This is a genomic window from Pseudomonas sp. MNR3A, from assembly GCF_009650575.1.
In the GTDB taxonomy this organism is placed as follows: Bacteria; Pseudomonadota; Gammaproteobacteria; order Pseudomonadales; family Pseudomonadaceae; genus Aquipseudomonas; species Aquipseudomonas machongensis.
This window is the reverse complement of record NZ_VZZS01000003.1, coordinates 101153-123046: the sequence shown is the minus strand read 5'-3', so window position 1 is coordinate 123046 and position 21894 is coordinate 101153. Positions and strand designations below refer to the sequence as shown.

General features: G+C 63.7%; 23 protein-coding genes and 1 tRNA gene. 8 read left to right on the top strand and 16 right to left on the bottom strand.

Translation table 11 applies throughout. The annotated features are described in order from the left end of the window. The first annotated feature begins 18 nt into the window (after positions 1-18). Positions 19-897: an SDR family NAD(P)-dependent oxidoreductase gene (locus F6X62_RS02410; RefSeq protein ID WP_153772588.1), complete on the top strand. Its 879-nt coding sequence runs from the start codon at positions 19-21 to the stop codon at positions 895-897. A gap of 17 nt (positions 898-914) precedes the next feature. Here the strand turns inward: F6X62_RS02410 and F6X62_RS02405 are convergent, their stop codons facing one another. Next, complete coding sequence (locus F6X62_RS02405; protein ID WP_054895487.1) at positions 915-1241, bottom strand: ferredoxin family protein; 327 nt, start codon at positions 1239-1241, stop codon at positions 915-917. Then, positions 1238-2860, bottom strand: a complete 1623-nt coding sequence (locus F6X62_RS02400; RefSeq protein WP_153772587.1) for an FAD-dependent oxidoreductase — start codon at positions 2858-2860, stop codon at positions 1238-1240. The genes F6X62_RS02405 and F6X62_RS02400 overlap by 4 nt, the downstream gene beginning before the upstream one ends. A gap of 138 nt (positions 2861-2998) precedes the next feature. Between F6X62_RS02400 and F6X62_RS02395 the strand changes: the two genes are divergently transcribed. Continuing rightward, on the top strand, positions 2999-3934 hold the full coding sequence (locus tag F6X62_RS02395) for a LysR family transcriptional regulator (protein WP_306109875.1): 936 nt from the start codon (positions 2999-3001) through the stop codon (positions 3932-3934). A 16-nt stretch (positions 3935-3950) separates the two neighbouring features. Here the strand turns inward: F6X62_RS02395 and F6X62_RS02390 are convergent, their stop codons facing one another. The 10 genes from F6X62_RS02390 to F6X62_RS02345 form a co-directional block, all read right to left on the bottom strand. Further along, entirely contained in the window at positions 3951-4418 is a 468-nt protein-coding gene (locus F6X62_RS02390) for a DoxX family protein (protein ID WP_153772586.1), read from the bottom strand. 27 nt (positions 4419-4445) lie between these two features. Continuing rightward, entirely contained in the window at positions 4446-5165 is a 720-nt protein-coding gene (locus F6X62_RS02385; RefSeq protein WP_178117512.1) for a putative quinol monooxygenase, read from the bottom strand. A 237-nt stretch (positions 5166-5402) separates the two neighbouring features. Next, entirely contained in the window at positions 5403-6503 is a 1101-nt protein-coding gene (ychF, locus tag F6X62_RS02380; RefSeq protein WP_054894617.1) for a redox-regulated ATPase YchF, read from the bottom strand. A 22-nt stretch (positions 6504-6525) separates the two neighbouring features. Beyond that, positions 6526-7110 (bottom strand): aminoacyl-tRNA hydrolase, encoded by a 585-nt coding sequence (gene pth / locus F6X62_RS02375; protein WP_054894616.1) that lies wholly within the window; start codon positions 7108-7110, stop codon positions 6526-6528. 80 nt (positions 7111-7190) lie between these two features. Beyond that, positions 7191-7790 (bottom strand): 50S ribosomal protein L25/general stress protein Ctc, encoded by a 600-nt coding sequence (locus tag F6X62_RS02370; protein ID WP_054894615.1) that lies wholly within the window; start codon positions 7788-7790, stop codon positions 7191-7193. Between the two features lie 121 nt (positions 7791-7911). Further along, on the bottom strand, positions 7912-8853 hold the full coding sequence (locus tag F6X62_RS02365; protein WP_029614333.1) for a ribose-phosphate pyrophosphokinase: 942 nt from the start codon (positions 8851-8853) through the stop codon (positions 7912-7914). A 47-nt stretch (positions 8854-8900) separates the two neighbouring features. Then, positions 8901-8975: transfer RNA gene (locus F6X62_RS02360), tRNA-Gln, on the bottom strand. A gap of 20 nt (positions 8976-8995) precedes the next feature. After that, entirely contained in the window at positions 8996-9856 is an 861-nt protein-coding gene (gene ispE / locus F6X62_RS02355) for a 4-(cytidine 5'-diphospho)-2-C-methyl-D-erythritol kinase (RefSeq protein ID WP_153772584.1), read from the bottom strand. A gap of 4 nt (positions 9857-9860) precedes the next feature. Further along, complete coding sequence (lolB, locus tag F6X62_RS02350; protein WP_153772583.1) at positions 9861-10478, bottom strand: lipoprotein insertase outer membrane protein LolB; 618 nt, start codon at positions 10476-10478, stop codon at positions 9861-9863. A gap of 3 nt (positions 10479-10481) precedes the next feature. Next, complete coding sequence (locus tag F6X62_RS02345; protein ID WP_153772582.1) at positions 10482-12209, bottom strand: tetratricopeptide repeat protein; 1728 nt, start codon at positions 12207-12209, stop codon at positions 10482-10484. 271 nt (positions 12210-12480) lie between these two features. Between F6X62_RS02345 and hemA the strand changes: the two genes are divergently transcribed. The 6 genes from hemA (at position 12481) to F6X62_RS02315 (ending at position 17845) form a co-directional block, all read left to right on the top strand. Next, complete coding sequence (gene hemA, locus F6X62_RS02340; RefSeq protein ID WP_063542909.1) at positions 12481-13758, top strand: glutamyl-tRNA reductase; 1278 nt, start codon at positions 12481-12483, stop codon at positions 13756-13758. Further along, entirely contained in the window at positions 13755-14837 is a 1083-nt protein-coding gene (gene prfA, locus F6X62_RS02335) for a peptide chain release factor 1 (RefSeq protein ID WP_054894610.1), read from the top strand. Before hemA ends, prfA begins: the two co-directional genes overlap by 4 nt. Further along, complete coding sequence (gene prmC, locus F6X62_RS02330; RefSeq protein ID WP_112897334.1) at positions 14837-15667, top strand: peptide chain release factor N(5)-glutamine methyltransferase; 831 nt, start codon at positions 14837-14839, stop codon at positions 15665-15667. The genes prfA and prmC overlap by 1 nt, the downstream gene beginning before the upstream one ends. After that, positions 15661-16416, top strand: a complete 756-nt coding sequence (locus tag F6X62_RS02325; RefSeq protein ID WP_054894608.1) for a molybdopterin-synthase adenylyltransferase MoeB — start codon at positions 15661-15663, stop codon at positions 16414-16416. Before prmC ends, F6X62_RS02325 begins: the two co-directional genes overlap by 7 nt. Then, on the top strand, positions 16409-17209 hold the full coding sequence (gene murI, locus F6X62_RS02320; RefSeq protein ID WP_054894607.1) for a glutamate racemase: 801 nt from the start codon (positions 16409-16411) through the stop codon (positions 17207-17209). The genes F6X62_RS02325 and murI overlap by 8 nt, the downstream gene beginning before the upstream one ends. Positions 17210-17326: 117 nt before the next feature. After that, positions 17327-17845: an acyloxyacyl hydrolase gene (locus F6X62_RS02315; protein WP_054894606.1), complete on the top strand. Its 519-nt coding sequence runs from the start codon at positions 17327-17329 to the stop codon at positions 17843-17845. Between the two features lie 37 nt (positions 17846-17882). Here F6X62_RS02315 and F6X62_RS02310 read toward each other — a convergent pair whose 3' ends face one another. Genes F6X62_RS02310 through F6X62_RS02295 form a run of 4 tightly spaced genes read right to left on the bottom strand, consistent with a single transcriptional unit; the run spans position 17883 to position 21874 of the window. Beyond that, on the bottom strand, positions 17883-18587 hold the full coding sequence (locus tag F6X62_RS02310; protein WP_153772581.1) for an SDR family NAD(P)-dependent oxidoreductase: 705 nt from the start codon (positions 18585-18587) through the stop codon (positions 17883-17885). Positions 18588-18598: 11 nt separating this feature from the next. After that, positions 18599-20026 carry a deoxyribodipyrimidine photo-lyase gene (gene phrB / locus F6X62_RS02305; protein ID WP_153772580.1) on the bottom strand — a complete coding sequence of 476 codons (1428 nt, stop codon included), beginning with the start codon at positions 20024-20026 and terminating at the stop codon, positions 18599-18601. Positions 20027-20049: 23 nt separating this feature from the next. Further along, positions 20050-20919 carry a MerR family transcriptional regulator gene (locus F6X62_RS02300; protein WP_153772579.1) on the bottom strand — a complete coding sequence of 290 codons (870 nt, stop codon included), beginning with the start codon at positions 20917-20919 and terminating at the stop codon, positions 20050-20052. Beyond that, positions 20909-21874, bottom strand: a complete 966-nt coding sequence (locus F6X62_RS02295; RefSeq protein ID WP_153772578.1) for a DUF523 and DUF1722 domain-containing protein — start codon at positions 21872-21874, stop codon at positions 20909-20911. Before F6X62_RS02295 ends, F6X62_RS02300 begins: the two co-directional genes overlap by 11 nt. Positions 21875-21894 lie beyond the last annotated feature (20 nt).

The window sequence follows — 21894 nt, the reverse complement described above, 5'->3', positions numbered from 1 at the left end:
CGACGAAGGAGTCGAATCATGTCCAAAGTCTGGCTTGTAACCGGTGCGGCCCGTGGCCTGGGTCGCTCCATCAGTGAAGCAGTACTGCGCAACGGCGATGTTCTGGTCGCTGGCGCCCGTGACCCACGGCGCCTGGACGATCTGGTGGCGCAGTACGGCGAGCAGCAGGTGCGGGTCGTCGCCCTGGACGTCACCGACGAGCAGGCCGCGCAGGAGGCGGTGCAACTTGCGCTCGATGCCTTTGGCCGCCTCGATGTGCTGGTCAACAATGCGGGTTATGGCCATACCGTGCCGTTCGAGCAGATGGCTGCGGATGACTTTCGTGCGCAGGTCGAGACCAACCTGTTCGGTGTCGTCAACCTGACGCGTGCAGTTCTGCCGGTGATGCGCAAGCAGCGTAGCGGCCATATCTTCCAGGTGTCTTCAGTGGGGGGGCGCACCTCGACGCCCGGCCTTTCGGCCTACCAGGCGGCCAAGTGGGCGGTGGGCGGTTTCAGCGATGTGGTGGCCAAGGAAGTCACGCCGCTGGGCATACAGGTCTGCACCCTCGAGCCCGGTGGCATGCGCACCGACTGGGCGAGCGAGGCCAAGCGTCCGCTCGAGGGCATGCTGGAAGGCTACGATGTGACCGTCGGCCATGTGCTGCGCCTGCTGGCGGGCTACGGTGGCAACGAAGTGGGTGACCCGCAGAAGATCGCCGAACTGATCGTGCAGTTGTCGCGCCGCGACGACCTGCCGTTGCGCCTGCTGCTCGGCGGCGATGCGTTGTACGTTTATGGGCTCGACGAGCGCGCGCGTGCCGAAGAGCTGGAGCAGTGGCGCGAGACGACGCTCTCGACGCACTTCCCCGATGCCCAGTTGCCCGCCGGCATGGACGGCCTGAAACGGCGCAGGTGATCCCGCGGCGACAGCCTCTAGATGCCTTTGATGAACTGGTAGCTTTCGTCGAGGGCAGCGGTCGAGTGACGTCCCTTGCCCCAGCCGAGTGCTTCGCGGTAACCGCCGAGCAAGCCCTGTGCGGTCAGTTGCTGTTCGTCCACTGCGGCCTGTTCATCGGCCAGTGGCGAGACGAACAGCGCATCTTCCGGGCAGTAGACCTCGCACATGAAGCAGGTCTGGCACTCGGATTGCCGCGCGATCAGCGGTGCCTGGCCGGGCACCGCTTCGAACACGTCGGTCGGGCATACCAGGACGCAGATGTTGCAGCCGGTGCAGCGGTCGGCACTGATCAGTTCGATCATGCGGCTTTCTCCGGCAGCAGGCTGTGGTCGGCGGGGCCGAGTGTTTCGCGAGCGGTCCAGACCTCGTCGAGGCCGCCGCTGATGAGGCGGTGACGCTGCTCGGGGTCGAGCCGGGGATGATCGTCGCGCCGGTGCATGCCCCGGCTTTCGGTGCGTGCCAAAGCGCTGCGGTACATCCAGCGTGAGGTGGCGAGCAGGGCGGCCGCTTCACGGGCGCGCAGCAGGTGTTCGGGGCTGGCGGGCGCGGCCTGGCGCAGCTGCTGCCACAGCGGGTCGAGGCGGCCAAGCGAAGCGTCGAGTCGCTCGCCCTGGCGGAACCAGTTGCGTTCGTACGGGAAGACTTCGGCCTGGACGGCGCGGATCGTCGCTTCCGGGTCGAAGGCATGCTTGCCTTGCCCTCGCAGCCCGACCGTACCGGACTGTAGCAGGCGGCGCATGGCGCTGCTGCGCTGGTCGCGGGCGAATTCGGCGGCCCCGGCCCCGGCCCATAGCCCGGAGGACAGCGCCCAGGCGGCGTTACGGCTGCCGCCGCCGGTGAAGGCGCCGCAGATGAGTTCGCGAGTTGCAGCATCGCCAGCGGCATACAGCCCGGGTACCGAGGTGGCGCACTGGTCGTTGCAGATACGCAGGCCGCCGGTGCCGCGCACGGTGCCTTCCAGGCGCAAGGTCACCGGGAAGCGATCGCTGAACGGATCGAGCCCCATGCGTTGGAAGGGCAGGAAGAAGTTCGGTTGCGCCGAGCGCATCCATTGGCGGGTAGAGGCATCGGCGCGGTCGATGCAGGCGAACACCGGCTCGTTCATCAAGGTCTTGGCGATCACGCCGCGACCACGCGCCGAGCCTGCCCCTTCGATCTCACGTCCATCGGCATGGTAGAACGTGGCCCAGGAGTACAGCGCCGACTTGGTCACCGAGGCGAAGGCTGGCCCCAGGCCGTAGGCATTGGAGAACTCCATCCCGGAAAACTCCGCGCCTGCTTCGGCAGCCATCAGGTGGCCGTCGCCCGTCAGCACATTGCAGCCCAGCGCCTTGCTGAGAAAAGCCACGCCGCCGGTGGCCAGCACTACTGCCCCGGCACGCACGCTCCAGCGCTGCTGCTTCTGCCGGCTGATGCCGGTGGCGCCGCTGACCTGGCCGTGCTCATCGACCAGCAGTTCCAGCGCCGGGCTGTGATCGAGAATGCGCCCACCCGCCTGCTTGACCCGCTTGCGCATCAGGCGCATGTACTCGGGGCCCTGCAGCGATACCCAACGCTGGCGGCCCTGTTCGTCCACCGGAAACGGATAGCCCCATTCGGCGAGCAACTCCAGATTGCGCCAGGTCTGCTCCAGGACGCGATCCATCCACTGCGGCTCGGCCAGCTCGCCGCCCATGGCATAGCGGCTGGCTTTGGCGACCCTGCGGGCTTCGGCCTCTGGCGCCACACACCACACGGCAGTGCCGGAGGGCGCAGTAGCCCCGGAGGCGCCGCAATAGCCTTTGTCGACCAGAATGACCTTGGCGCCCTTTGCGGCAGCGCCGATCGCCGCCCACGCGCCGGCTGGGCCGCCACCGATTACCAGCACATCGGCGCTGTATTCGCGTTCAGTTGCTGAAGTGTCTTCTTTCGCAATACTCATGGTGGCTGTCCTGCTGCATCCGGAGTAACGGCAGTTAATATTCCAGAAAGTTATTAAAATATAAATATTTGTTTGTTTTGGTTCTTTAAGACTAAGATCCCCCACCCGCATACACAATTGCTTTTTGCAAAAGAGGTCATGCATCAAATGCATTACGAGCTGAGGAATCTCCGGCATTTCGTTGCCTTGATGAATCACCGGAGTTTTTCCCTCGCGGCACAGGCCGTGAGCCTCTCGCAGCCGGCCTTCAGCCGCAGCATCCAGGCCCTCGAGCATCAGGCCGGCTGCAAGCTGTTAGAGCGCGAGCAAAAGGGATTGCCGCCGACAGCACAGGGGCAACTGCTGCTGTCGTATGCACTGGACATCCTCGGCAAGGCGCAAGAGCTCGGTGAGAAGATCAGCCGTCTCAACAGCGCTGATCGCGACATGCTGTACTTCGGCTGCGCTCCGGCACCGGCTGCCGGCCTGGTGCCGCGCACGCTGGCGCGCTTCATCGCCTTGCAACCGCAGGTCAACGCGCATTTCGTCGTCGATACCCGTGAAAACCTCAACAGGCGCTTGATGGCCGAAGAAATCGAGTTTTTCATCGCCAGTTCGCAAAGCTTCGAGCTCGACCCCAACTACCGCATCCGTCAGTTGCAGCCGCGCAGCTGGTGCTTTTTCTGCCGTCACGACCATCCACTGGCAACCCAGGAAGGTGTTACCCGCGAGCAACTGCTCGTCTTCCCGATGGTGTGCTCCTTCGGTGTGCGCAGCCTCGTGCTGCAGTACTCGGGGCGTCGTGATTACCTGCCGGCGGTGGAGTGCGAGAACGGGCGGCCGTTGCTGGATATCGTCCTGCAGTCCGATGCCATCGGCTGTGCATCACAGCTGCAACTGAGTCTGGCGGCAGAGGAGGGGGCTAGATTGCATCAGCTCAAGCCGGTGGACATCTCACCGGACCTTGAAGCCCTGCAGATTCGTGACGGCGTGGTGAGCCTGCGCCGTCATGTGCTGTCGCCCCAGGCCGAGGCGTTCATCGAGTTGTTGCAGGCGGTGGACCAGGCGCCAGGTGGGGGGGCGAGCGTTGCCTGAACGGGCCGCGTTGCACTTAGCGCCCGTGCCACAACTTGTGGTCCAAGGCAAAGCGTCCGCCGCCCCGGATGGCCATGTACAACGCCAGGCTGCCGAGAATGACCGGGTATTCGATGCCCCGGTCCACCCACGGCCAGGTTGGACCGAGGGCGTAGCTGATCCCGACCATCTCCGCGGCCATGGCCAGGGCAACGGGCCGGGTCAGCACGCCGACGACGAGCATCAGCGCGCCGACGGTTTCCAGCAGCATCACCAGAAACGCCAGTTCGGTAGCGAACGGCAGGCCCATCACGTTGCCGATGAGGTGGGTCGAGCTGGCCATCGGATCGGCCATCGAGCCATGTGAGTCACCCTGCAGCTTGGGCAGCCCGTGGGTGAACATGACGATGCCCAGTACACCGCGCAGCAGGGCGTAGAACACCGGCTCCAGGCGTGCCTGAAGATTGCGGGCGGATGACGGGGTGTCGCGGGGAATGCTGGTCATGTTCGGGCCCTCGCAGCGTTGCTTGCGTCAATGGTCGGCAGTGGAGCGATCGATCAGGCGCAATTGCAGCACCTGCGTGTCAGTCACCTCGTTCAGCGAGGCCAGGAGCCGTCGAGCGGCCGGCGAAGAGGCGCTGGCGTCATGGGCGGTGCGGTCGCTCCAGCGTTCGATCAGCAGCAGCTCATCGGGCTTTTCCTCATCCTGATAGAGCGCCAGCCCCAGATTACCCTTGGCGCTGCGAATCGCCCCAGCCTGAGCCGCGAACTGGGTGGCGAGTTGTTCGAACTTGCCTGGCGCCAGATGCAGTGTGCTCAACACGCTGTACTGGGCGGGGGCCTTAGACCGTGCAGGCGCGGCGGGGGAGAGCTCCCGCAGTTTGCGTTCCTCGACCGTGCCGCCCAGGTCATCGGCCTCCTGGGCGCGGATCGCCTTGTAGTAAGGCTGCTTGGTATGCGAGGCCAACGACTCGGCAGTGTGCCAATGCTCGAACAGGTACAGGCGGCTGGGATGCTGCGCGTCTTCGTAGACATCGAACGCGACGTTGCCCGCTTCGGAGCGCGCACCGGCCACTTCCTTGTGCATGGTGGCCAGGAAGCGTTCGAGGTGGTCGGGCTTGACCGGCAGGGTCACGAACAGTTGCAGAGGCGAGGTGACGGGCTGAATCGCGGTGTCGCTTGCCGAAGCGGGCTTTGCCGTGACCAGCGACATGGCAAGCAGGGCAGGGCTGAGGGTTTTTGTTATCGACATGAGCGGGTCCTTGAGGCCGTGGGGCACACCGTATGTCGATGATGGTGGTTGATGTGGGCGGGATAAAGAGGTTGGATTGGACTTGTCAATTCCAGTTGCATTAACAGTGGCCATGATGTTCAGTCAGCCGGCACCCGTTGACTATTAAGGCTTGCACAGCCAATAAAAAACCGCGCAAGGGCGCGGTTTTTTATTGGCTCGGAGTGAGACGGCGTACCGAATGCTCCTGCAGCGCGATCAGACGTTGAAGCGGAAGTGCATCACATCGCCGTCCTTGACGATGTAGTCCTTGCCTTCCAGGCGCCACTTGCCGGCTTCCTTGGCTCCGCTTTCACCCTTGAACTGGATGAAGTCGTCATAGGCGACCACTTCGGCGCGGATGAAGCCCTTCTCGAAGTCGGTGTGGATGACACCGGCCGCTTGCGGGGCGGTGGCGCCAACGCGGACGGTCCAGGCGCGGACTTCCTGTACACCGGCGGTGAAGTAGGTCTGCAGGTTGAGCAGCTCGTAGCCGGCGCGGATCACGCGGTTCAGGCCAGGCTCTTCAAGGCCCAGGGCCTCGAGGAACATGTCCTTCTCCTCACCGTCTTCCAGCTCGGCAATCTCCGCTTCGATCTTGTTGCACACCGGCACCACGACCGCGCCTTCTTCCTCGGCGATGGCTTTCACCACGTCCAGGTGCGGGTTGTTGTCGAAGCCGTCCTCGGCAACGTTGGCGATGTACATGACCGGCTTGCTGGTCAGCAGGTGGAAGCCACGGATCGCGGCCTTTTCATCGTCAGCCATGTGCTTCATCAGGCTGCGCGCAGGCTTGCCTTCGGTGAAGTGCGGGATCAGCTTTTCCAGCAAGGCCTTCTGTGCCAGGGCCTCCTTGTCGCCGCCCTTGGCGTTGCGAGCGACCTTCTGCAGTTGCTTTTCGCAGCTGTCGAGGTCGGCGAAGATCAGTTCGAGGTCGATGATCTCGATGTCGCGCTTGGGGTCGACGCTGTTGGAGACGTGGATCACGTTCTCGTCTTCGAAGCAGCGCACCACGTGGGCGATGGCGTCGGTCTCGCGGATGTTGGCGAGGAACTTGTTGCCCAGGCCTTCACCCTTGGAGGCGCCGGCGACCAAGCCCGCGATGTCGACGAATTCCATGGTGGTCGGCAGGATGCGGTTCGGCTTGACGATCTCGGCCAGCGCCGCCAGGCGTGCGTCGGGCATTGGCACGATGCCGCTGTTCGGCTCGATGGTGCAGAAGGGGAAGTTCTCCGCCGCGATACCGGATTTGGTCAGGGCGTTGAACAGGGTGGACTTGCCGACGTTGGGCAGGCCGACGATGCCGCAATTGAAACCCATGGGAATTCCCCTTTCTAGAAAGTCAGGCCTTCTGGCTGTGCAGTTCGCGCATGGCCTTGGCGAAGTCGCCGGCCAGCACGTCCGGCAGCACGCCGAGGGCAAAATCGATGCTGGCGTCGAGCTTCTCCTGCTCGGCGCGCGGCGCGCGGCCCAGGACGAAGTTGGAGACCAGTTTGGCGTCGCCCGGGTGGCCAATGCCAAGCCGCAGGCGGTGGAAGTCGTTCTGGTTACCGAGCTGCGCGATGATGTCGCGCAGGCCGTTATGCCCGCCATGCCCGCCGCCACGCTTGAGCTTGGCGACGCCGGGAGGCAGGTCGAGTTCGTCATGTGCCACCAGGATCGCTTCCGGCTTGATACGGAAGAAATTGGCCAATGCCGCCACGGACTGGCCGCTGCGGTTCATGTAGGTGGTGGGAATCAGCAGGCGAACATCGTTGCCCTGATGGCTGAACTTAGCCGTCAGGCCAAAATACTTTTTGTCAGCGGACAGCGAAACGCGCTGGGCGCTGGCAATGCGTTCAACGAAAAGAGCCCCTGCGTTATGCCGGGTCTGTTCGTATTCGGGGCCGGGGTTACCCAGGCCGACGATCAACTGGATGGCGGTCACGTCAGGGGCTCTTTCCTTGGAGTTGGTGGGTTACGGTGCGCGCGGCACTGTAACCCGATCAACGCCGGCGTGCGAGTGGATTACTCGGCAGCGCCTTCTTCAGCAGCTTCAGCGGACACGCGTGGAGCGTGAACGTTGGCAACGGCTTTGTCATCACCGTGGGCCAGAGCGACGAACTCTACGCCTTTCGGAGCTTTCAGGTCCGACAGGTGGATGATGGTGCCGATTTCGGCCTTGGACAGGTCGACTTCGATGAACTCAGGCAGGTCCTTGGCTTCGCAGGAAACTTCGATCTCGGATTCTACGTGGGAGATCTCGCCGCCTTTCTTGACCGGGGCTTCTTCACCAACGAAGTGAACCGGAACCTTGGCGGTCAGCTTCTGGCCAGCAACGACGCGAACGAAGTCGGCGTGCATGATGAAGCCTTTGGCCGGGTGGCGCTGCAGGGCCTTGACGATGACGTTCTGCTTCTTGCCGTCGACGTTCAGTTCCAGAACGTGGCTGAAGGCAGCTTCGTTTTCGAACAGCTTGGTGATTTCCTTGGCCAGGATGGTCAGGGACTCGGCGTCCTTGTTACCACCGTAGACAACGGCAGGGATGTTCAGCGAGTGACGCAGGCGGCGGCTCGCACCTTTCCCCAGGTCAGTACGCGCTTGGGCGTTCAGGGTGAAATCAGTCATTTTGTTTCTCCAAAATAGCCCCCCGAGGGCGTTTGCGACCAGCGCCGGACGGGGATGGCAAAAAAGCCCCGCCCCGACATCGATGCCGGGGCGGGGCGCTTTTCGTCAGCGTGCGTTCCGCTTAGCGGAACATCGCGCTGATCGATTCTTCGTTGCTGATGCGGCGGACCGCTTCAGCGACTACCGGTGCTATATCCAGTTGGCGGATACGGTCACAGGCTTGAGCAGCGGCGGACAGCGGGATGGTGTTGGTCACCACCAGCTCGTCGAGCACCGACTTCTCGATGTTCTCGATCGCACGACCCGACAGAACCGGGTGAGTGCAATAGGCGTAGACCTTGGCAGCGCCGTGGTCTTTCAGGGCCTTGGCCGCGTGGCACAGGGTGCCGGCGGTGTCGACCATGTCGTCTACCAGGATGCAGGTGCGCCCTTCGACGTCGCCGATGATATGCATCACCTCGGAGTGGTTCGCTTTCTCGCGGCGTTTGTCGATGATACCCAGGTCGACACCCAGCGACTTGGCGACGGCGCGTGCACGCACCACACCACCGATGTCGGGGGAGACGATCATGAGATTATCGAAACGCTGGTCTTCGATATCGTCGACCAGTACGGGCGAACCGTAGATGTTGTCGACAGGAATATCGAAGAAACCCTGGATCTGGTCAGCGTGCAGGTCGACGGTGAGAACACGGTCGATACCCACGACAGTGAGCATGTCAGCGACGACTTTGGCGCTGATGGCTACACGTGCCGAACGCGGACGGCGATCCTGGCGGGCGTATCCGAAGTAAGGAATCACGGCGGTGATTCGGGAAGCTGAGGAGCGGCGGAAGGCGTCGGCCATCACTACCAGTTCCATCAGATTATCGTTGGTCGGAGCGCAGGTCGGCTGAATGATAAAGACGTCTTTACCGCGGACGTTTTCATTAATCTCAGTGCTGATTTCGCCGTCGGAGAATTTACCGACAGAAACATCACCCAGTGGGATATGCAGCTGACGTACGACACGCCGAGCCAGATCGGGGTTGGCATTCCCCGTGAAGACCATCATCTTGGACACGCGCAGTACCTGAAGGCTGAGGGTAACCTGGATGAGTATAAGGAAAATGGCAGGGGCGGCTGGATTCGAACCAACGCATGGCAGGATCAAAACCTGCTGCCTTACCGCTTGGCGACGCCCCTGTATCTGTTGCTGCGAACGCTTATGCGCTCGACTTCTTGATCAGACTTTGCAGCTTGCGATGCAACATCGAAACATTGCTTCCTTTTGCCACAAACCCTGCTTGGGTCTCTGAAAGAAGGGCCAGAACTCTATCAGCTTCGGCTTTGCTTGGGAAGGCCCCAAACACGCAACTTCCAGTGCCGGTCATTCGAGCTTCCGTAAATTTACCCAGCGAATTCAGCGCATTGCGAACTTCTGGATAACGTTGCTCTACCACCGGTTGGCAGTCATTTCGACTGTTTCCCTCGGGAACGGGGCGCATCTTAAGGGGGAGGGAATCACGTGTCAACTCTGGATGCGAAAAAATTTCCGCTGTGCTGACAGACACTTGCGGCACCAGCACGACATACCAGGGTTCTTCCGGATCGACCGGGGTCAGCTGTTCGCCCACGCCTTGGGCGAAGGCGGCATGACCACGTACGAACACCGGCACATCGGCCCCCAGTGTCAGCCCCAGCGCAGCCAGGCGGTCGACCGGCCAGTCGAGCTGCCACAGATGATCCAGGGCGAGCAGGGTAGTGGCCGCATCGGAACTGCCGCCACCGATACCGCCGCCCATGGGCAGGACCTTGTCGAGCCAGATGTCGACACCCAGCTGTGCGCCGGACTGTTCCTGCAGCTTGCGCGCTGCGCGCACGATCAGGTTGCTGTCGTGGGGGACATCGGCGATCTCGGTGTTCAGGCGGATCAGGCCATCGTCACGCAGCTCGAAGCTCAGCTGGTCGGCGTGGTCGAGGAACTGAAACACGGTTTCCAGCTCGTGATAGCCGTCGTCGCGTCGGCCGGTAATGTGCAGCCACAGGTTGAGCTTGGCCGGGGCGGGCAGGGTGAGCCTTTGCATCGGATCAGTGTCCCAGCTGGCGGGGTTGCCAGTCCTTGACCACCAGGGTGACGTCGAGGTTTTCGCCGTGCAGCTTCAGGCGCTCGGGCAGCCAGTAGCCGTTCTGTTCGATGTAGCTCAGGTATTCGACTTCCCAGCCGTCCTGGGTGAGGCGGGCCAGGCGGCTGTCGCCGTCGAGGGTCAGTTGGCTCTTGCTGTCCGGGGCCGGAAGACCGCGCACCCACCAGACCAGATGCGATACCGGCAGGCGCCAACCGAGCTGCTCTTCGAGCATGGCTTCGGGGGTCGCTGCCTCGTAACGGCCCTGATTGGCCACTTCCAGCACCACGCCGCCGGGGCGGCCGGTCAGGCGTGCGGCGCCGCGACCCAGGGGCCCAGCCAGGCGAATGTCGTAGTAGTCCTGGCGCTGCAGCCAGAACAGCGTGCCGCTGCCCGAGTCACGCGGGGCGCGGATGCCGACCTTGCCGTTGATCTGCCAGCCGTCGAGGGTGCTCAGCTGTTGCTTGTGCTCGCGCCACTGTTGCGGGCTGCCCTTGCCTTGGACGGCTTCACGGGTGCCGAAACCGGCGCAGCCGGTGAGCAGGGCGATCAGGGTGAAGGTGATGAGATGACGCAAACGCATGATTTAAAGGTTCTCGGATCCGGTCAGGCGCAGGACGGTCTTGCGCAGGATAGGGCTGTCGGGTTGTTCGGCGAAGGCCTTGGCCCAGACCTGGCGCGCTTCGCGGCGCTTGCCGTTGGCCCACAGCACCTCGCCGAGGTGGGCGGCGACTTCATGGTCGGGGAAGCGCTCGAGCGCCTGGCGCAACAGGCGCTCGGCCTCGTCCAGGTTGCCCAGGCGATAATTGACCCAGCCCAGGCTGTCGAGCACTGCTGGATCGTCCGGGGTGAGCTGGTGGGCTTTGTCGATCAGTGCTTTTGCTTCGCCATAGCGTGTGGTGCGGTCGGCCAGGGTGTAGCCCAGGGCGTTGAGGGCCATCGCGTTTTCCGGTTCGCGGGCGATGATGGCGCGCAGGTCTTTTTCCATCTGCGGCAGGTCGTCGCGCTTTTCAGCCAGCATGGCGCGGGTGTAGAGCAGGTTGAGATCGTCGGGGTAACGCTTGATGGCCTGCTGCAGTACCTGGTCGGCCTGGGCTTCCTTGCCATTGTTGCCCAGGGTTTCGGCCTCGATGAGGTAGAGCTGGATCGCATAGTCGGGCTGTGCTTCGCGGGCTTCGGCCAGGTGGCGCGAGGCCTCGGCGCTGCGGCCGTTGGCGATCAGGATATCGGCTTGGCGCAATTGCGCGGCCAGGTAGTCCGGGCCTGGGCCGACCAGCGCGTATTCGCGCAGGGCCGCTGCCGGGAGGCCGCGTTCTTCGCGAATGCGCCCGAGGTTCAGGTGCGCGGCGTCGACGTTGCTGTCGCGCTCGACCATCTCTTGCAGGTAGCCTTCGGCCTCGTCCCAGTTCTTGTTCTCCATGCTCACCAGCGCCAGCGAATAACGCAGTTCGTCGTCATCCGGGTACTGTTGCAGCAGGCTTTCGAACTCGGCCTTGGCGTCGGTGATGCGGTCCTGTTCGACCAGCGTGCGGGCATACGTGATGCGCAGGCGCTTGTCGTCCGGATTGTCGCGAATCGCCCCGCGCAGCAGTGGCAGTGCTTCGCCGCCACGGTCCAGGGCCTGGAGCAGGCGCGCGCGCAGCAGGATCGGCGCGACTTCGCCATTGCGTGGCGGATGGCTTTCGAGCAGTTCGAGTGCCTGTTCGGTCTTGCCGTCCTGGTTGAGCAGCAGGGCCTTGCCGAAGACCAGTTGGCTGTTGTCCGGGTACTTGACCAGCAGGCGGTCGAAGCTTTGCATCAGCCCGTCGCGGGTGCTCTGGTCGGTTTCGGCGGCAGACAGGGCGAGGAAGTCGAAGTGGGTATCGCCCTGGCCCTGGAGCACTTTCTCCATGTAGGCCATGGCGTCGTCGTAGCGGCCGGAGCGGGCCAGCTGGATCGCCGCGGCGCGCTGGGCGTCGAGGTTCTGCGGGTCGTTGCGGGCCCAGATCAGCGCGGTGTCGAGGGCCGGTTCATCGGCCCCGAGGTACTCGGCGATGCGGTAGGCACGCTCGGAGACGGCCGGGTCCTGGGTTTTCTGTGCCTGGTCGACATAGTTGGCCAGGGCAATGTCGAAGCGGTTGCGCTGGCCGGCAAGTTCAGCCACCAGCAGGCTGTAGAGCGTGTCCTGTTTGAACGATCCATACACCACAGGGGTTTTCGCCTCGGGCTTGTCGGCTTCGGCAACAGCTTGCTGATCCTCGCTCTTGTGCGGGATCAGGCTCTGGCAGCCCTGGAGCAGGGCGAAGGCAAGCAGCAATGCGTAGGGTCTGTTCATAGAGGCTTTGGTGGACTAACCGGCGGTCGGAGCATGATGACACAAGCGCGGGGGCAAACCCACCCGCGAAGTGTGTGACCGCGCTGAGCGCGTGATGTTCGGGGCCAGGCCGACTGTCACAAGTGTTTGCGGCAGATGCCTGGCCGGGTTCGGGCCATGCCTGCAGGCCTCACGATAGCCCAGGCTCATCACGACAATAGCGAACGGTGGTTGTCCTGAATCCTGCGAAGTAGGACAATTATCGGCTTCCCGTCCCAACCAGCGACCTTGCATGGCCTTTCTCGCCCTCGGTATCAACCACAAGACTGCCTCGGTAGACGTACGCGAGCGCGTGGCGTTTACGCCCGAGCAGCTGGTCGATGCCCTGCAGCAGCTCTGCCGACTGACCGCCAGCCGCGAGGCGGCGATCCTGTCGACCTGCAACCGCAGTGAGCTCTATATAGAGCAGGACCAGCTCAGCGCCGACGCCGTGCTGCAATGGCTGGCCGCCTACCACCGCCTGAGCCTCGACGAGCTGCGTGCCAGTGCCTACGTTCACGAAGAGCACGATGCGGTCAAACACATGATGCGTGTCGCCTCCGGGCTCGACTCGCTGGTGCTGGGCGAGCCCCAGATCCTCGGCCAGATGAAATCGGCCTACGCAGTGGCCCGTGAGGCCGGCACCATCGGCCCGTTGCTCGGGCGTCTGTTCCAGGCCACCTTCAGTGCCGCCAAGCAGGTGCGCACTGACACCGCCATCGGTGAGAACCCGGTCTCGGTCGCCTTCGCCGCCGTCAGCCTGGCCAAGCAGATCTTCGCCGACCTGGGCCGCAGCCAGGCCCTGCTGATCGGTGCCGGCGAAACCATCACCCTGGTCGCCCGCCACTTGCATGAGCAGGGGGTCAAGCGGATCGTCGTCGCCAACCGCACGCTCGAACGCGCCAGTATCCTCGCCGAGCAGTTCGGTGCCCATGCCGTGCTGTTGGCGGACATCCCGCAGGAACTGGCCAACAGTGACATCGTCATCAGTTCCACCGCCAGCCAGTTGCCGATTCTCGGCAAGGGCGCGGTCGAGAGCGCGCTGAAGCAGCGCCGGCACAAGCCGATCTTCATGGTCGACATCGCTGTGCCGCGGGACATCGAGCCGCAGGTGGGCGAGCTGGACGACGTCTATCTTTATACGGTCGACGACCTGCACGAAGTCGTCGCCGAAAACCTCAAGAGCCGCCAGGGTGCAGCACAGGCCGCCGAAGAGCTGGTCAATCTCGGTGCCGATGATTTCATGGCGCGCCTGCGCGAGCTGGCTGCGGTGGACGTGCTCAAGGCCTACCGCCAGCAGAGCGAGCGGTTGCGCGATGAGGAACTGCAAAAAGCCCAGCGCCTGCTGGCCAACGGCGGTAACCCCGAAGAAGTACTCGCCCAGCTGGCGCGCGGCCTGACCAACAAGCTGTTGCACGCGCCCAGCGTGCAACTTAAAAAGCTCTCTGCCGAAGGCCGCGTCGATGCGCTGGCCATGGCCCAGGAACTCTTTGCCCTCCACGAGGGCTCGACGGACAAACCCACGCAATGAAAGCGTCGCTGCTGAAAAAACTGGACATCCTCCAGGACCGCTTCGAAGAACTCACCGCCCTGCTGGGTGATGCCGAAGTCATTTCCGACCAGACCCGTTTCCGCGCCTATTCCCGTGAATATGCCGAAGTCGAGCCGGTGTTCGTCGCCTATAAGGAGTGGTGCAAGGTCCAGGAGGATCTGGAGGGCGCCCAGGCGCTGCTCAAGGACAGCGACCCGGACCTGCGTGAGATGGCCGTGGAGGAAGTGCGCGAAGCCAAGGAGCAACTCGTCGTCCTGGAGTCGCAGCTTCAGCGCATGCTGCTGCCCAAGGACCCCAACGACGGGCGCAACGTGTTTCTCGAGATCCGTGCCGGCACCGGCGGCGACGAGGCTGCGATCTTTTCCGGCGATCTGTTCCGCATGTACTCGCGCTACGCCGAGAAACGTGGCTGGCGCCTGGAGATTCTCTCCGAGAACGAGGGTGAACACGGCGGCTACAAGGAAATCATCGCCCGCGTCGAGGGCGACAGCGTATACGGCAAGCTCAAGTTCGAGTCCGGGGCGCACCGGGTGCAGCGCGTGCCGGAAACCGAATCGCAAGGCCGCATCCACACGTCCGCCTGCACGGTGGCGGTGCTGGCCGAGCCTGACGAGCAGGCCGCGATCGAGATCAATCCGGCCGACCTGCGCGTCGACACTTATCGCGCCTCGGGTGCGGGTGGTCAGCATGTGAACAAGACCGATTCGGCGATCCGCATCACCCACTTGCCGACCGGCATCGTCGTCGAGTGCCAGGAAGAACGTTCCCAGCACAAGAACCGCGCCCGCGCCATGTCGTGGCTGTCGGCCAAGCTCAACGACATGCAGACCAGCGCCGCGCAGAATGCGATTGCCAGCGAGCGCAAGCTGTTGGTGGGCTCGGGCGACCGCTCCGAGCGCATCCGCACCTACAACTACCCGCAGGGTCGGGTCACCGACCATCGCATCAACCTGACGCTCTACTCCCTCGACGATGTACTCGCTGGTGGCGTGGATGCGGTGATCGAACCCTTGCTGGCCGAATACCAGGCCGATCAACTGGCCGCCCTGGGGGACTGATGACCATCATCGCCAGCCTGCTGCGCAATGCGCAATTGCCCGATTCGCCCACCGAGCGCCTGGACGCCGAGTTGTTGCTGTCCGCTGCCTTGGGCAAGTCGCGCAGCTACCTGCACACCTGGCCCGAGCGTATCGTCAGCAGCGAGGCGGCGCAGGCCTTCGCGGCCTTTCTCGAACGCCGTCGCGCAGGTGAGCCGGTGGCGTACATTCTCGGTCAGCAGGGCTTCTGGAAGCTTGACCTTGAAGTCGCGCCGCACACCCTGATTCCTCGACCAGACACCGAGTTGCTGGTGGAAACCGCGCTCGAACGGGTGCCTGCCAAACCTGCCCGGGTGCTTGACCTTGGCACCGGCAGCGGCGCCATCGCCCTGGCCCTGGCGAGCGAGTGCCCGGCCTGGCAGGTGACGGCAGTCGATCGCATCGACGAGGCCGTGGCCCTGGCCGAGCGCAACCGCGCGCGCCTGCACCTGATGAATGTTCAGGTGCGCAGTAGTCACTGGTTCGACGCCCTGGCCGACGAGCGTTTCGACCTGATCCTCAGCAACCCGCCCTACATTGCCGCCGAAGATCCGCACTTGAGCGAGGGCGATGTGCGTTTCGAGCCCAGCAGTGCGCTGGTGGCCGGCCCCGATGGCCTTGACGATCTGCGCCTGATCATCGCCCAGGCGCCGCAGCACCTGTTGCCCGGCGGCTGGTTGTTGCTCGAGCATGGCTACGACCAGGCTGGCGCAGTGCGTGACCTGTTGGTTGGTAGCGGTTTCATCGAGGTGGACAGCCGCCGCGACCTGGGTGGGCATGAGCGTATTTCCCTGGGGCGCCTGCCATGCTGAGTGACCAGGAACTGTTGCGCTACAGCCGGCAGATCCTGCTGTCGCAGGTGGATATCGACGGCCAGTTGCGGCTCAAGCAGAGCAAGGCCCTGGTGGTCGGGCTCGGTGGCCTGGGGTCGCCCGTCGCGCTCTACCTGGCGGCTGCTGGCGTGGGCGAGTTGCACCTGGCCGACTTCGACACGGTCGACCTGACCAACCTGCAACGCCAGGTCCTCCATGACAGCGACAGCGTCGGCATGACCAAGGTCGACTCGGCGTTGCAGCGTCTGCAGGCGATCAATCCGGAGGTCACCCTGGTCGCCCATCGCCATGCCCTGGACGACGACTCGCTTGCGGCGGCGGTGGCGGCGGTGGACCTGGTGCTGGACTGCTCCGACAACTTCGCCACTCGCGAGTCGGTCAACGCCGCATGCGTGGCTGCTGGCAAACCGTTGGTGAGCGGCGCGGCCATTCGCCTGGAGGGGCAGTTGTCGGTGTTCGACCCCCGGCGCGACTACAGCCCTTGCTATCACTGCCTCTATGGCCATGGCAGCGAGGCCGAGCTGACCTGCAGCGAAGCCGGCGTGATCGGTCCGCTGGTCGGGTTGGTGGGCAGCTTGCAAGCCTTGGAAGCACTGAAGCTGCTGGCCGGGTTCGGCGAGCCCCTGGTGGGCCGCTTGTTGCTGATCGATGCCCTCGGCACGCGCATGCGCGAGCTGCGGGTCAAGCGAGACCCGGCCTGCACGGTGTGCGGCGATCGCCATGGCTGATCGCTCGGCGCCGGTGGGCGTGATGGATTCGGGGGTCGGTGGCTTGTCGGTGCTTGCCGAGATTCGGCGCTTGCTGCCCCACGAGTCGCTGCTCTACGTCGCCGATTGCGGCCACGTACCCTATGGCGAGAAATCCCCCGACTACATCCGTGAGCGCTGCCGGCGCATCGCCGAGTTCTTCCACGCACGCGGTGCCAAGGCCATGGTCCTGGCGTGCAATACCGCGACCGTGGCGGCTGTGGCCGACTTGCGGGAGCGCTACCCCGATTGGCCGTTGGTGGGCATGGAGCCTGCGGTCAAGCCGGCCGCTGCGGCGACACGCTCCGGTGTGGTCGGCGTCCTGGCTACCACCGGCACTTTGCAGAGTGCAAAATTTGCCGCCTTGCTCGACCGCTTTGCCAACGATGTGCAGGTGGTCACCCAGCCATGCCCTGGGCTGGTCGAGCTGATCGAGGCCGGTGACCTGAACAGTCCACTGCTACGCCAGATGTTGCTCGGCTACGTGCAGCCGCTGCTGGCTGCCGGCTGCGACACGCTGATCCTCGGCTGCACGCACTATCCCTTCCTGCGCCCGCTGCTGGCCGACATGGTGCCGGCCGAGGTGGCGATCATCGATACCGGTGCTGCCGTGGCGCGTCAGTTGCAACGCCTGTTGCTGGCCCGCGACCTGCTGGCCGACGGGCCTGCGCGTGAGGCCGAATTCTGCAGCAGTGGCGACACGCAGCACTTGCACAAGATCCTCCCGCTTCTGTGGGGCGCCTCGGTCGAACAGGTCAGTGCGTTCGACTTGTAAAAAAAATGTGAAATTTCCCCCGGCAAAGCTGAACTATCGTCCCAGTGCTGATTTCTATCATTGAGCCTGACTTACAGGCAGACACTTGATAACAACACCAGGAAGAAGGACGGGCTCATGAGGCATTTGCTTGGAGTGGCAGTGGTTGCCGCGTTGGCGTTGGGGCAGACGGTATCGGCGCAGGCGGCCGATGTCTCGTTGTCGGTGGGGCAGACCGGCGACAGCACCATGGTTTACCGACTGGGGCTGCAGTCGAACTGGGATGCCAGTTGGTGGCAGACCAGCGTAGGCCGTATTACTGGGTACTGGGACGGTGCCTACACCTTCTGGGATGGCGACGAGAGAGCAAGCAATCACAGCCTGTCGTTCGCGCCGGTGTTCGTTTACGAGTTCGCCGGGGACTCGGTCAAGCCCTACATCGAGGCGGGGATCGGTGTGGCGGCATTCTCGCGGACCAAGCTGGAAAGCAATGACCTGGGCTCGTCGTTCCAGTTCGAGGACCGCATCGGTTTCGGCCTGCGCTTTGCAGGTGGGCACGAGATCGGGGTTCGCGCGATCCACTACTCCAACGCCGGGATCAAGCAGCCAAATGATGGCGTCGAGAGCTATTCGCTGCATTATCGAATGGCGCTCTGACCCGGATCACCGGGGCGTGTAGCGCCCCGGATTTACCTCAGGCTTCCCTGGGCAGTGGCCACAGCAAGGTCGGATCCAACACTTCGAGCACCAATTCGGCCTCGGGTTGATCGAGCCTGCGCACCAACTCCTCTGCTGCGCTCTGCGCCGTCCAGGATTCAGGTATCGCCATGCTGCTGCTAACCGGCGCCTTGAGCGACTGCGGCGCGACCACCGTAAGCTGCACCGTCAGATCGTCGAGGACCTTGCGTTGCTCGCGGAACCACTGGGGCAGGTTGTTGTGCCCTGCTGGGTTCTGCGCTGGCGCAAACAGCTGCAGCGTCGAATAGCGACTGAACAGCGCCATCACCTGTGGCCTGTCGCCTCTGGCCAACAAGGACAGTGCGTTGGCCAAGACATGCTCGCTGGCGTGCCGGTTGCTGCTGACGATGGCTTCCATTATCGCGTTGGCAGGTAGGCTGTCTGGCAGGTAGTCGCACGTGCCGGCATTGACGATCAAGACATCCAGTGCGCCCCAGTGCGACTGCAATTGCTCGGCCGCCGCCTGCGCCTCGGCCAGCTCGTGCACGTGCACGGGCAGGCGCAGCAAGCGTGCCTCGTGCAGCTCGGCCAACGTGTCGAGTTCCTGGCAATTCTTTCCGCTGGCGGCGACTCGATGACCCTCTTCGAGCAGCCGTTCGACCAGCGCGAGGCCTACGCCATTGCTGGCCCCTGTCACCCAGAACCTGCGCGTACTACTCAATACCGTGTCCTTCAGTTGGTGGAGGCGGGTAGCGCCTTGAATGCCGCCAGTGCCCTATGGCGACTGCTGTCCAGATCGACGATCGGGCTGATGTATTCATTTGTATCAAATAGTCCGGAAGATTTCACAGGCAAATGAATGTGTTTGTCATCCAGATGGGTGAGTTCTGGTAACCAATGGCGGATAAAGCGTCCTTTTGGATCGAAACGCTGCGACTGGGTCACTGGGTTGAAGATCCGGAAATAGGGCACCGAATCGGTGCCGGTGGAGGCGCTCCACTGCCAGCCGCCGTTGTTCGCCGCCAGGTCGCCGTCGATCAGGTGTCGCATGAAATGCCGCTCACCCTTGCGCCAGTCGATGAGCAGATTCTTGCTCAGGAACATGGCTACCACCATGCGCAGCCTGTTGTGCATCCAACCTGTATGCAGCAGCTGGCGCATGGCCGCGTCGATCAACGGGAAACCGGTGCGGCCTTGTTCCCACGCCTCCAGATCCTCGGGCGCATCACGCCAGGGCAGAGCCTCGGTAGGGGCGCGGAAGGGGCGGTGGCGCGAGACCTGAGGATAGCCCACCAGGATGTGCTTGTAGAACTCGCGCCAGAGCAGCTCGTCGATCCAGGTCCGTACACCTTGGCTGCCGCTGTCGAATTCGCCACGGTTGCTCGACAGTGCGGCGTGCAGGCATTGGCGCGGCGAGATTACGCCGGCGGCAAGGTAGGGCGAGAGTTGGCTGGTGCCGGGCGTGGCCGGCAGGTCACGCAGGGTCTGGTAGTCGTCGATGGTTTCGTCGACGAAGCGCGACAGCCTGCCCTGAGCCTCGTCTTCACCGGCAGGCCAGTGGTCGCGCAGAGTTTGCGCGGGCGTGTCGAAGCCTTCGATGTGCCTGGGGATCGAGTCGCTGGCGATGCCCAGCGGGGCCTGTGGTTTCACGGAATGGGCAAGGGTTGGCAGGCTGCGATGCAGATGTTCCAGGCAAGCCTTGCGAAACTGGCCGAAGACCTGGAAGTAGTTGCCCGCCTTGGTCAGCAGGGTGCCGGGATGGAAGAACAGCTGGTCCAGGTGCGTGCGGGTGGCCACGCCGGAGCGCTCCAGCAAAGACTGGGTACGCTGGTCACGCTGGCTTTCGTTGACGCCGTACTCATCGTTCCAGTGCACCGTCTGCACCTTGTGCATGCGGCAAACCTCCAGCACGGTTTCGGGCACCTGTTGCCAGGTGTCGGTATGGCGGATCAGCAGCGGGATATTCAGGCGTTCGAGAGCCTGACGCAGGTCGCGCAGGTTGCGTATCCAGAAGTCGACCTTGCTCGGCGCATCGTCGTGCGCCTGCCATTGCTCGGGGCTGGCGATCCACAGGGCAATGGTCGGCCCCTGTGCGGTGGCGGTGGAGAGGGCGGTGTTGTCGCTTATGCGCAGGTCGCTGCGCAGCCAGATCAATTGCATCTCGGGGTCTCTGACAGTCGGGTTCAGCGTGATTGCTGAAGCAGGCGCAATGCCCCCTGCGGAGTCTCGAAGAGCTGCAGCGCCGGAAGTTCCAGGCTGCGCAGTCGCTCCTCGTTAATGAAGACGCTGGCGCCTCCCAGGAGTTTCATCAGCGTTACATCCCGCAGCGGGGCCAGTGCTTGGAGGTCGATACGCGGCCCCAGGTGCAGCACCAGGGCGCGGGGGGCAAGTCGGGCGATTGCGTGCAGCAGTTGTTTGCAGCCGACCGGTTGTTCGAGCACTTCCACGGCAAAGCCGCTGCTGCTGAGCAGCCAGGCGCAGAGCCACAGTTGAGCATCGAAGGGGGCGTCGAGGGTCGTGGCCAACAGCACGGGCGGCCCCTCGAGCGAATGGTTGTCGTGGTAGACCCGCGCGCCCAGCTTGCTGCGCAGCCAGGTGTGGAAGAAGGCCTGCTCGAGGCTGGCGTCGAAGTGCTTGCGCCAGCGTTGCTCCAGGCGCTCGAGCAGCGGCAGCAGCAATTGCTCGCACAGGGTCGAGGCGGGATAAAGCGCCATGGCCTGGTTGAGCTGCTGGTCCAGCGAGCGTTGAGCAAGGTCGGCAATGGCCTCGATCAGTTGCTGGCAGCGAGCTTGCCAGTCACCCTCCAGCCTTGGCGAGGCTTCGTCGCGGTTTTCGAGCAGATCACGCACCTGGCTCACCGAGGCGCCGCGCTCCAACCACTGCAGGATGGCCTGAACTCTCTCGATATGCAGTGTGCTGTAAAGGCGATGGCCTTTGGGCGTGCGCTCCGGCACCAGCAGGCCGTAGCGCCGTTCCCAGGCTCGCAAGGTGACAGGGTTGACGCCGGTGCGTCGGGCCAGTTCGCCGATCGGCAAGCTGTCTTCAGAGTGCATTGCGCAGGCCCAGGTTTTCCGGGTGCGGTTGCAGGTAGGCCTGCTGCATCAAATAAGGGTCGGGATGAATGCGCAGGTGGTGCTTGAGCAGGGTCAGCGGGACCACCAGCGGCACGCAACCCTGCTGGTACTGGTTGATCAGGCGCTGCAGTTCGGCTTTGTCGCTGCTGTCCAGGGCATCGCGCAGATAGCCGCACAGGTGCTGCAGAACGTTGCTGTGGGTGCCGCGGCTGGCGCAGCGACGCAGAGCCTGCATCAGCTGGCTGAAGTAGCGCGGGCCGATCTGCAGCGGGTCGTCGTCGCGGCTCATGCTGCCCAGCAGGCGCCCGAGTTCGCGGTAGGCCTGCGGGTTGTGGGCCATCAGCAGGTATTTATAGCGTGAGTGGAAACGAATCAGGGCTCCGCGGCTCAAGCCTTGTGCCAGCAGGTGCTGCCAGTCGGCATAGGCGTAGACGCGGCTGATGAAGTTTTCGCGCAGCACCGGGTCGTGCAGGCGGCCTTCCTCTTCCACCGGCAGGTCCGGGCGACGCTCGCAGAACGCCTGGGCATAGGCGCCGCGCCCGCCCAGCACGGAGGGACGGCCATTGTCCTGATAGACCTTGACCCGCTCGAGCCCGCAGGACGGCGACTTCTGCATGAACACATAGCCGCAAATGTCGTCGAGCGCATCGGCCATCTGCTGGCCATAGGCACGCAGGGGTGGTGCGAGATCGGTACCGGGATCGCGCGGGTTGATCACTTCCGGTGCCTGCGGATCGCCGACCAGGCGAATGGCGTCGCGGGGAATGCCCAGGCCGATGGCAACTTCCGGACACAGCGGCAGCCAGTCGAAATGCTCATCAAGGGACTGGCACAGGTCCGAGGCTTTGTGTCCGCCGTTATAGCGCACGTCCTGCCCGGCCAGGCAGGCGCTGATGGCGATGCGGGGTTTGCCTGTCGAGTGGGGAAAGTTCATCGTGGCCTCCGTAGACCTGT

Coding starts and splice junctions, on each gene's coding strand:
- F6X62_RS02410 (WP_153772588.1), top strand. CDS start 19: ATGTCCAAAGTCTGGCTTGTAACCGGTGCGGCCCGTGGCCTGGGTCGC.
- F6X62_RS02405 (WP_054895487.1), bottom strand. CDS start 1,241: ATGATCGAACTGATCAGTGCCGACCGCTGCACCGGCTGCAACATCTGC.
- F6X62_RS02400 (WP_153772587.1), bottom strand. CDS start 2,860: ATGAGTATTGCGAAAGAAGACACTTCAGCAACTGAACGCGAATACAGC.
- F6X62_RS02395 (WP_306109875.1), top strand. CDS start 2,999: ATGCATCAAATGCATTACGAGCTGAGGAATCTCCGGCATTTCGTTGCC.
- F6X62_RS02390 (WP_153772586.1), bottom strand. CDS start 4,418: ATGACCAGCATTCCCCGCGACACCCCGTCATCCGCCCGCAATCTTCAG.
- F6X62_RS02385 (WP_178117512.1), bottom strand. CDS start 5,165: ATGTCGATAACAAAAACCCTCAGCCCTGCCCTGCTTGCCATGTCGCTG.
- ychF (WP_054894617.1), bottom strand. CDS start 6,503: ATGGGTTTCAATTGCGGCATCGTCGGCCTGCCCAACGTCGGCAAGTCC.
- F6X62_RS02370 (WP_054894615.1), bottom strand. CDS start 7,790: ATGACTGATTTCACCCTGAACGCCCAAGCGCGTACTGACCTGGGGAAA.
- ispE (WP_153772584.1), bottom strand. CDS start 9,856: ATGCAAAGGCTCACCCTGCCCGCCCCGGCCAAGCTCAACCTGTGGCTG.
- lolB (WP_153772583.1), bottom strand. CDS start 10,478: ATGCGTTTGCGTCATCTCATCACCTTCACCCTGATCGCCCTGCTCACC.
- F6X62_RS02345 (WP_153772582.1), bottom strand. CDS start 12,209: ATGAACAGACCCTACGCATTGCTGCTTGCCTTCGCCCTGCTCCAGGGC.
- hemA (WP_063542909.1), top strand. CDS start 12,481: ATGGCCTTTCTCGCCCTCGGTATCAACCACAAGACTGCCTCGGTAGAC.
- prfA (WP_054894610.1), top strand. CDS start 13,755: ATGAAAGCGTCGCTGCTGAAAAAACTGGACATCCTCCAGGACCGCTTC.
- prmC (WP_112897334.1), top strand. CDS start 14,837: ATGACCATCATCGCCAGCCTGCTGCGCAATGCGCAATTGCCCGATTCG.
- F6X62_RS02325 (WP_054894608.1), top strand. CDS start 15,661: ATGCTGAGTGACCAGGAACTGTTGCGCTACAGCCGGCAGATCCTGCTG.
- murI (WP_054894607.1), top strand. CDS start 16,409: ATGGCTGATCGCTCGGCGCCGGTGGGCGTGATGGATTCGGGGGTCGGT.
- F6X62_RS02315 (WP_054894606.1), top strand. CDS start 17,327: ATGAGGCATTTGCTTGGAGTGGCAGTGGTTGCCGCGTTGGCGTTGGGG.
- phrB (WP_153772580.1), bottom strand. CDS start 20,026: ATGCAATTGATCTGGCTGCGCAGCGACCTGCGCATAAGCGACAACACC.
- F6X62_RS02300 (WP_153772579.1), bottom strand. CDS start 20,919: ATGCACTCTGAAGACAGCTTGCCGATCGGCGAACTGGCCCGACGCACC.
- F6X62_RS02295 (WP_153772578.1), bottom strand. CDS start 21,874: ATGAACTTTCCCCACTCGACAGGCAAACCCCGCATCGCCATCAGCGCC.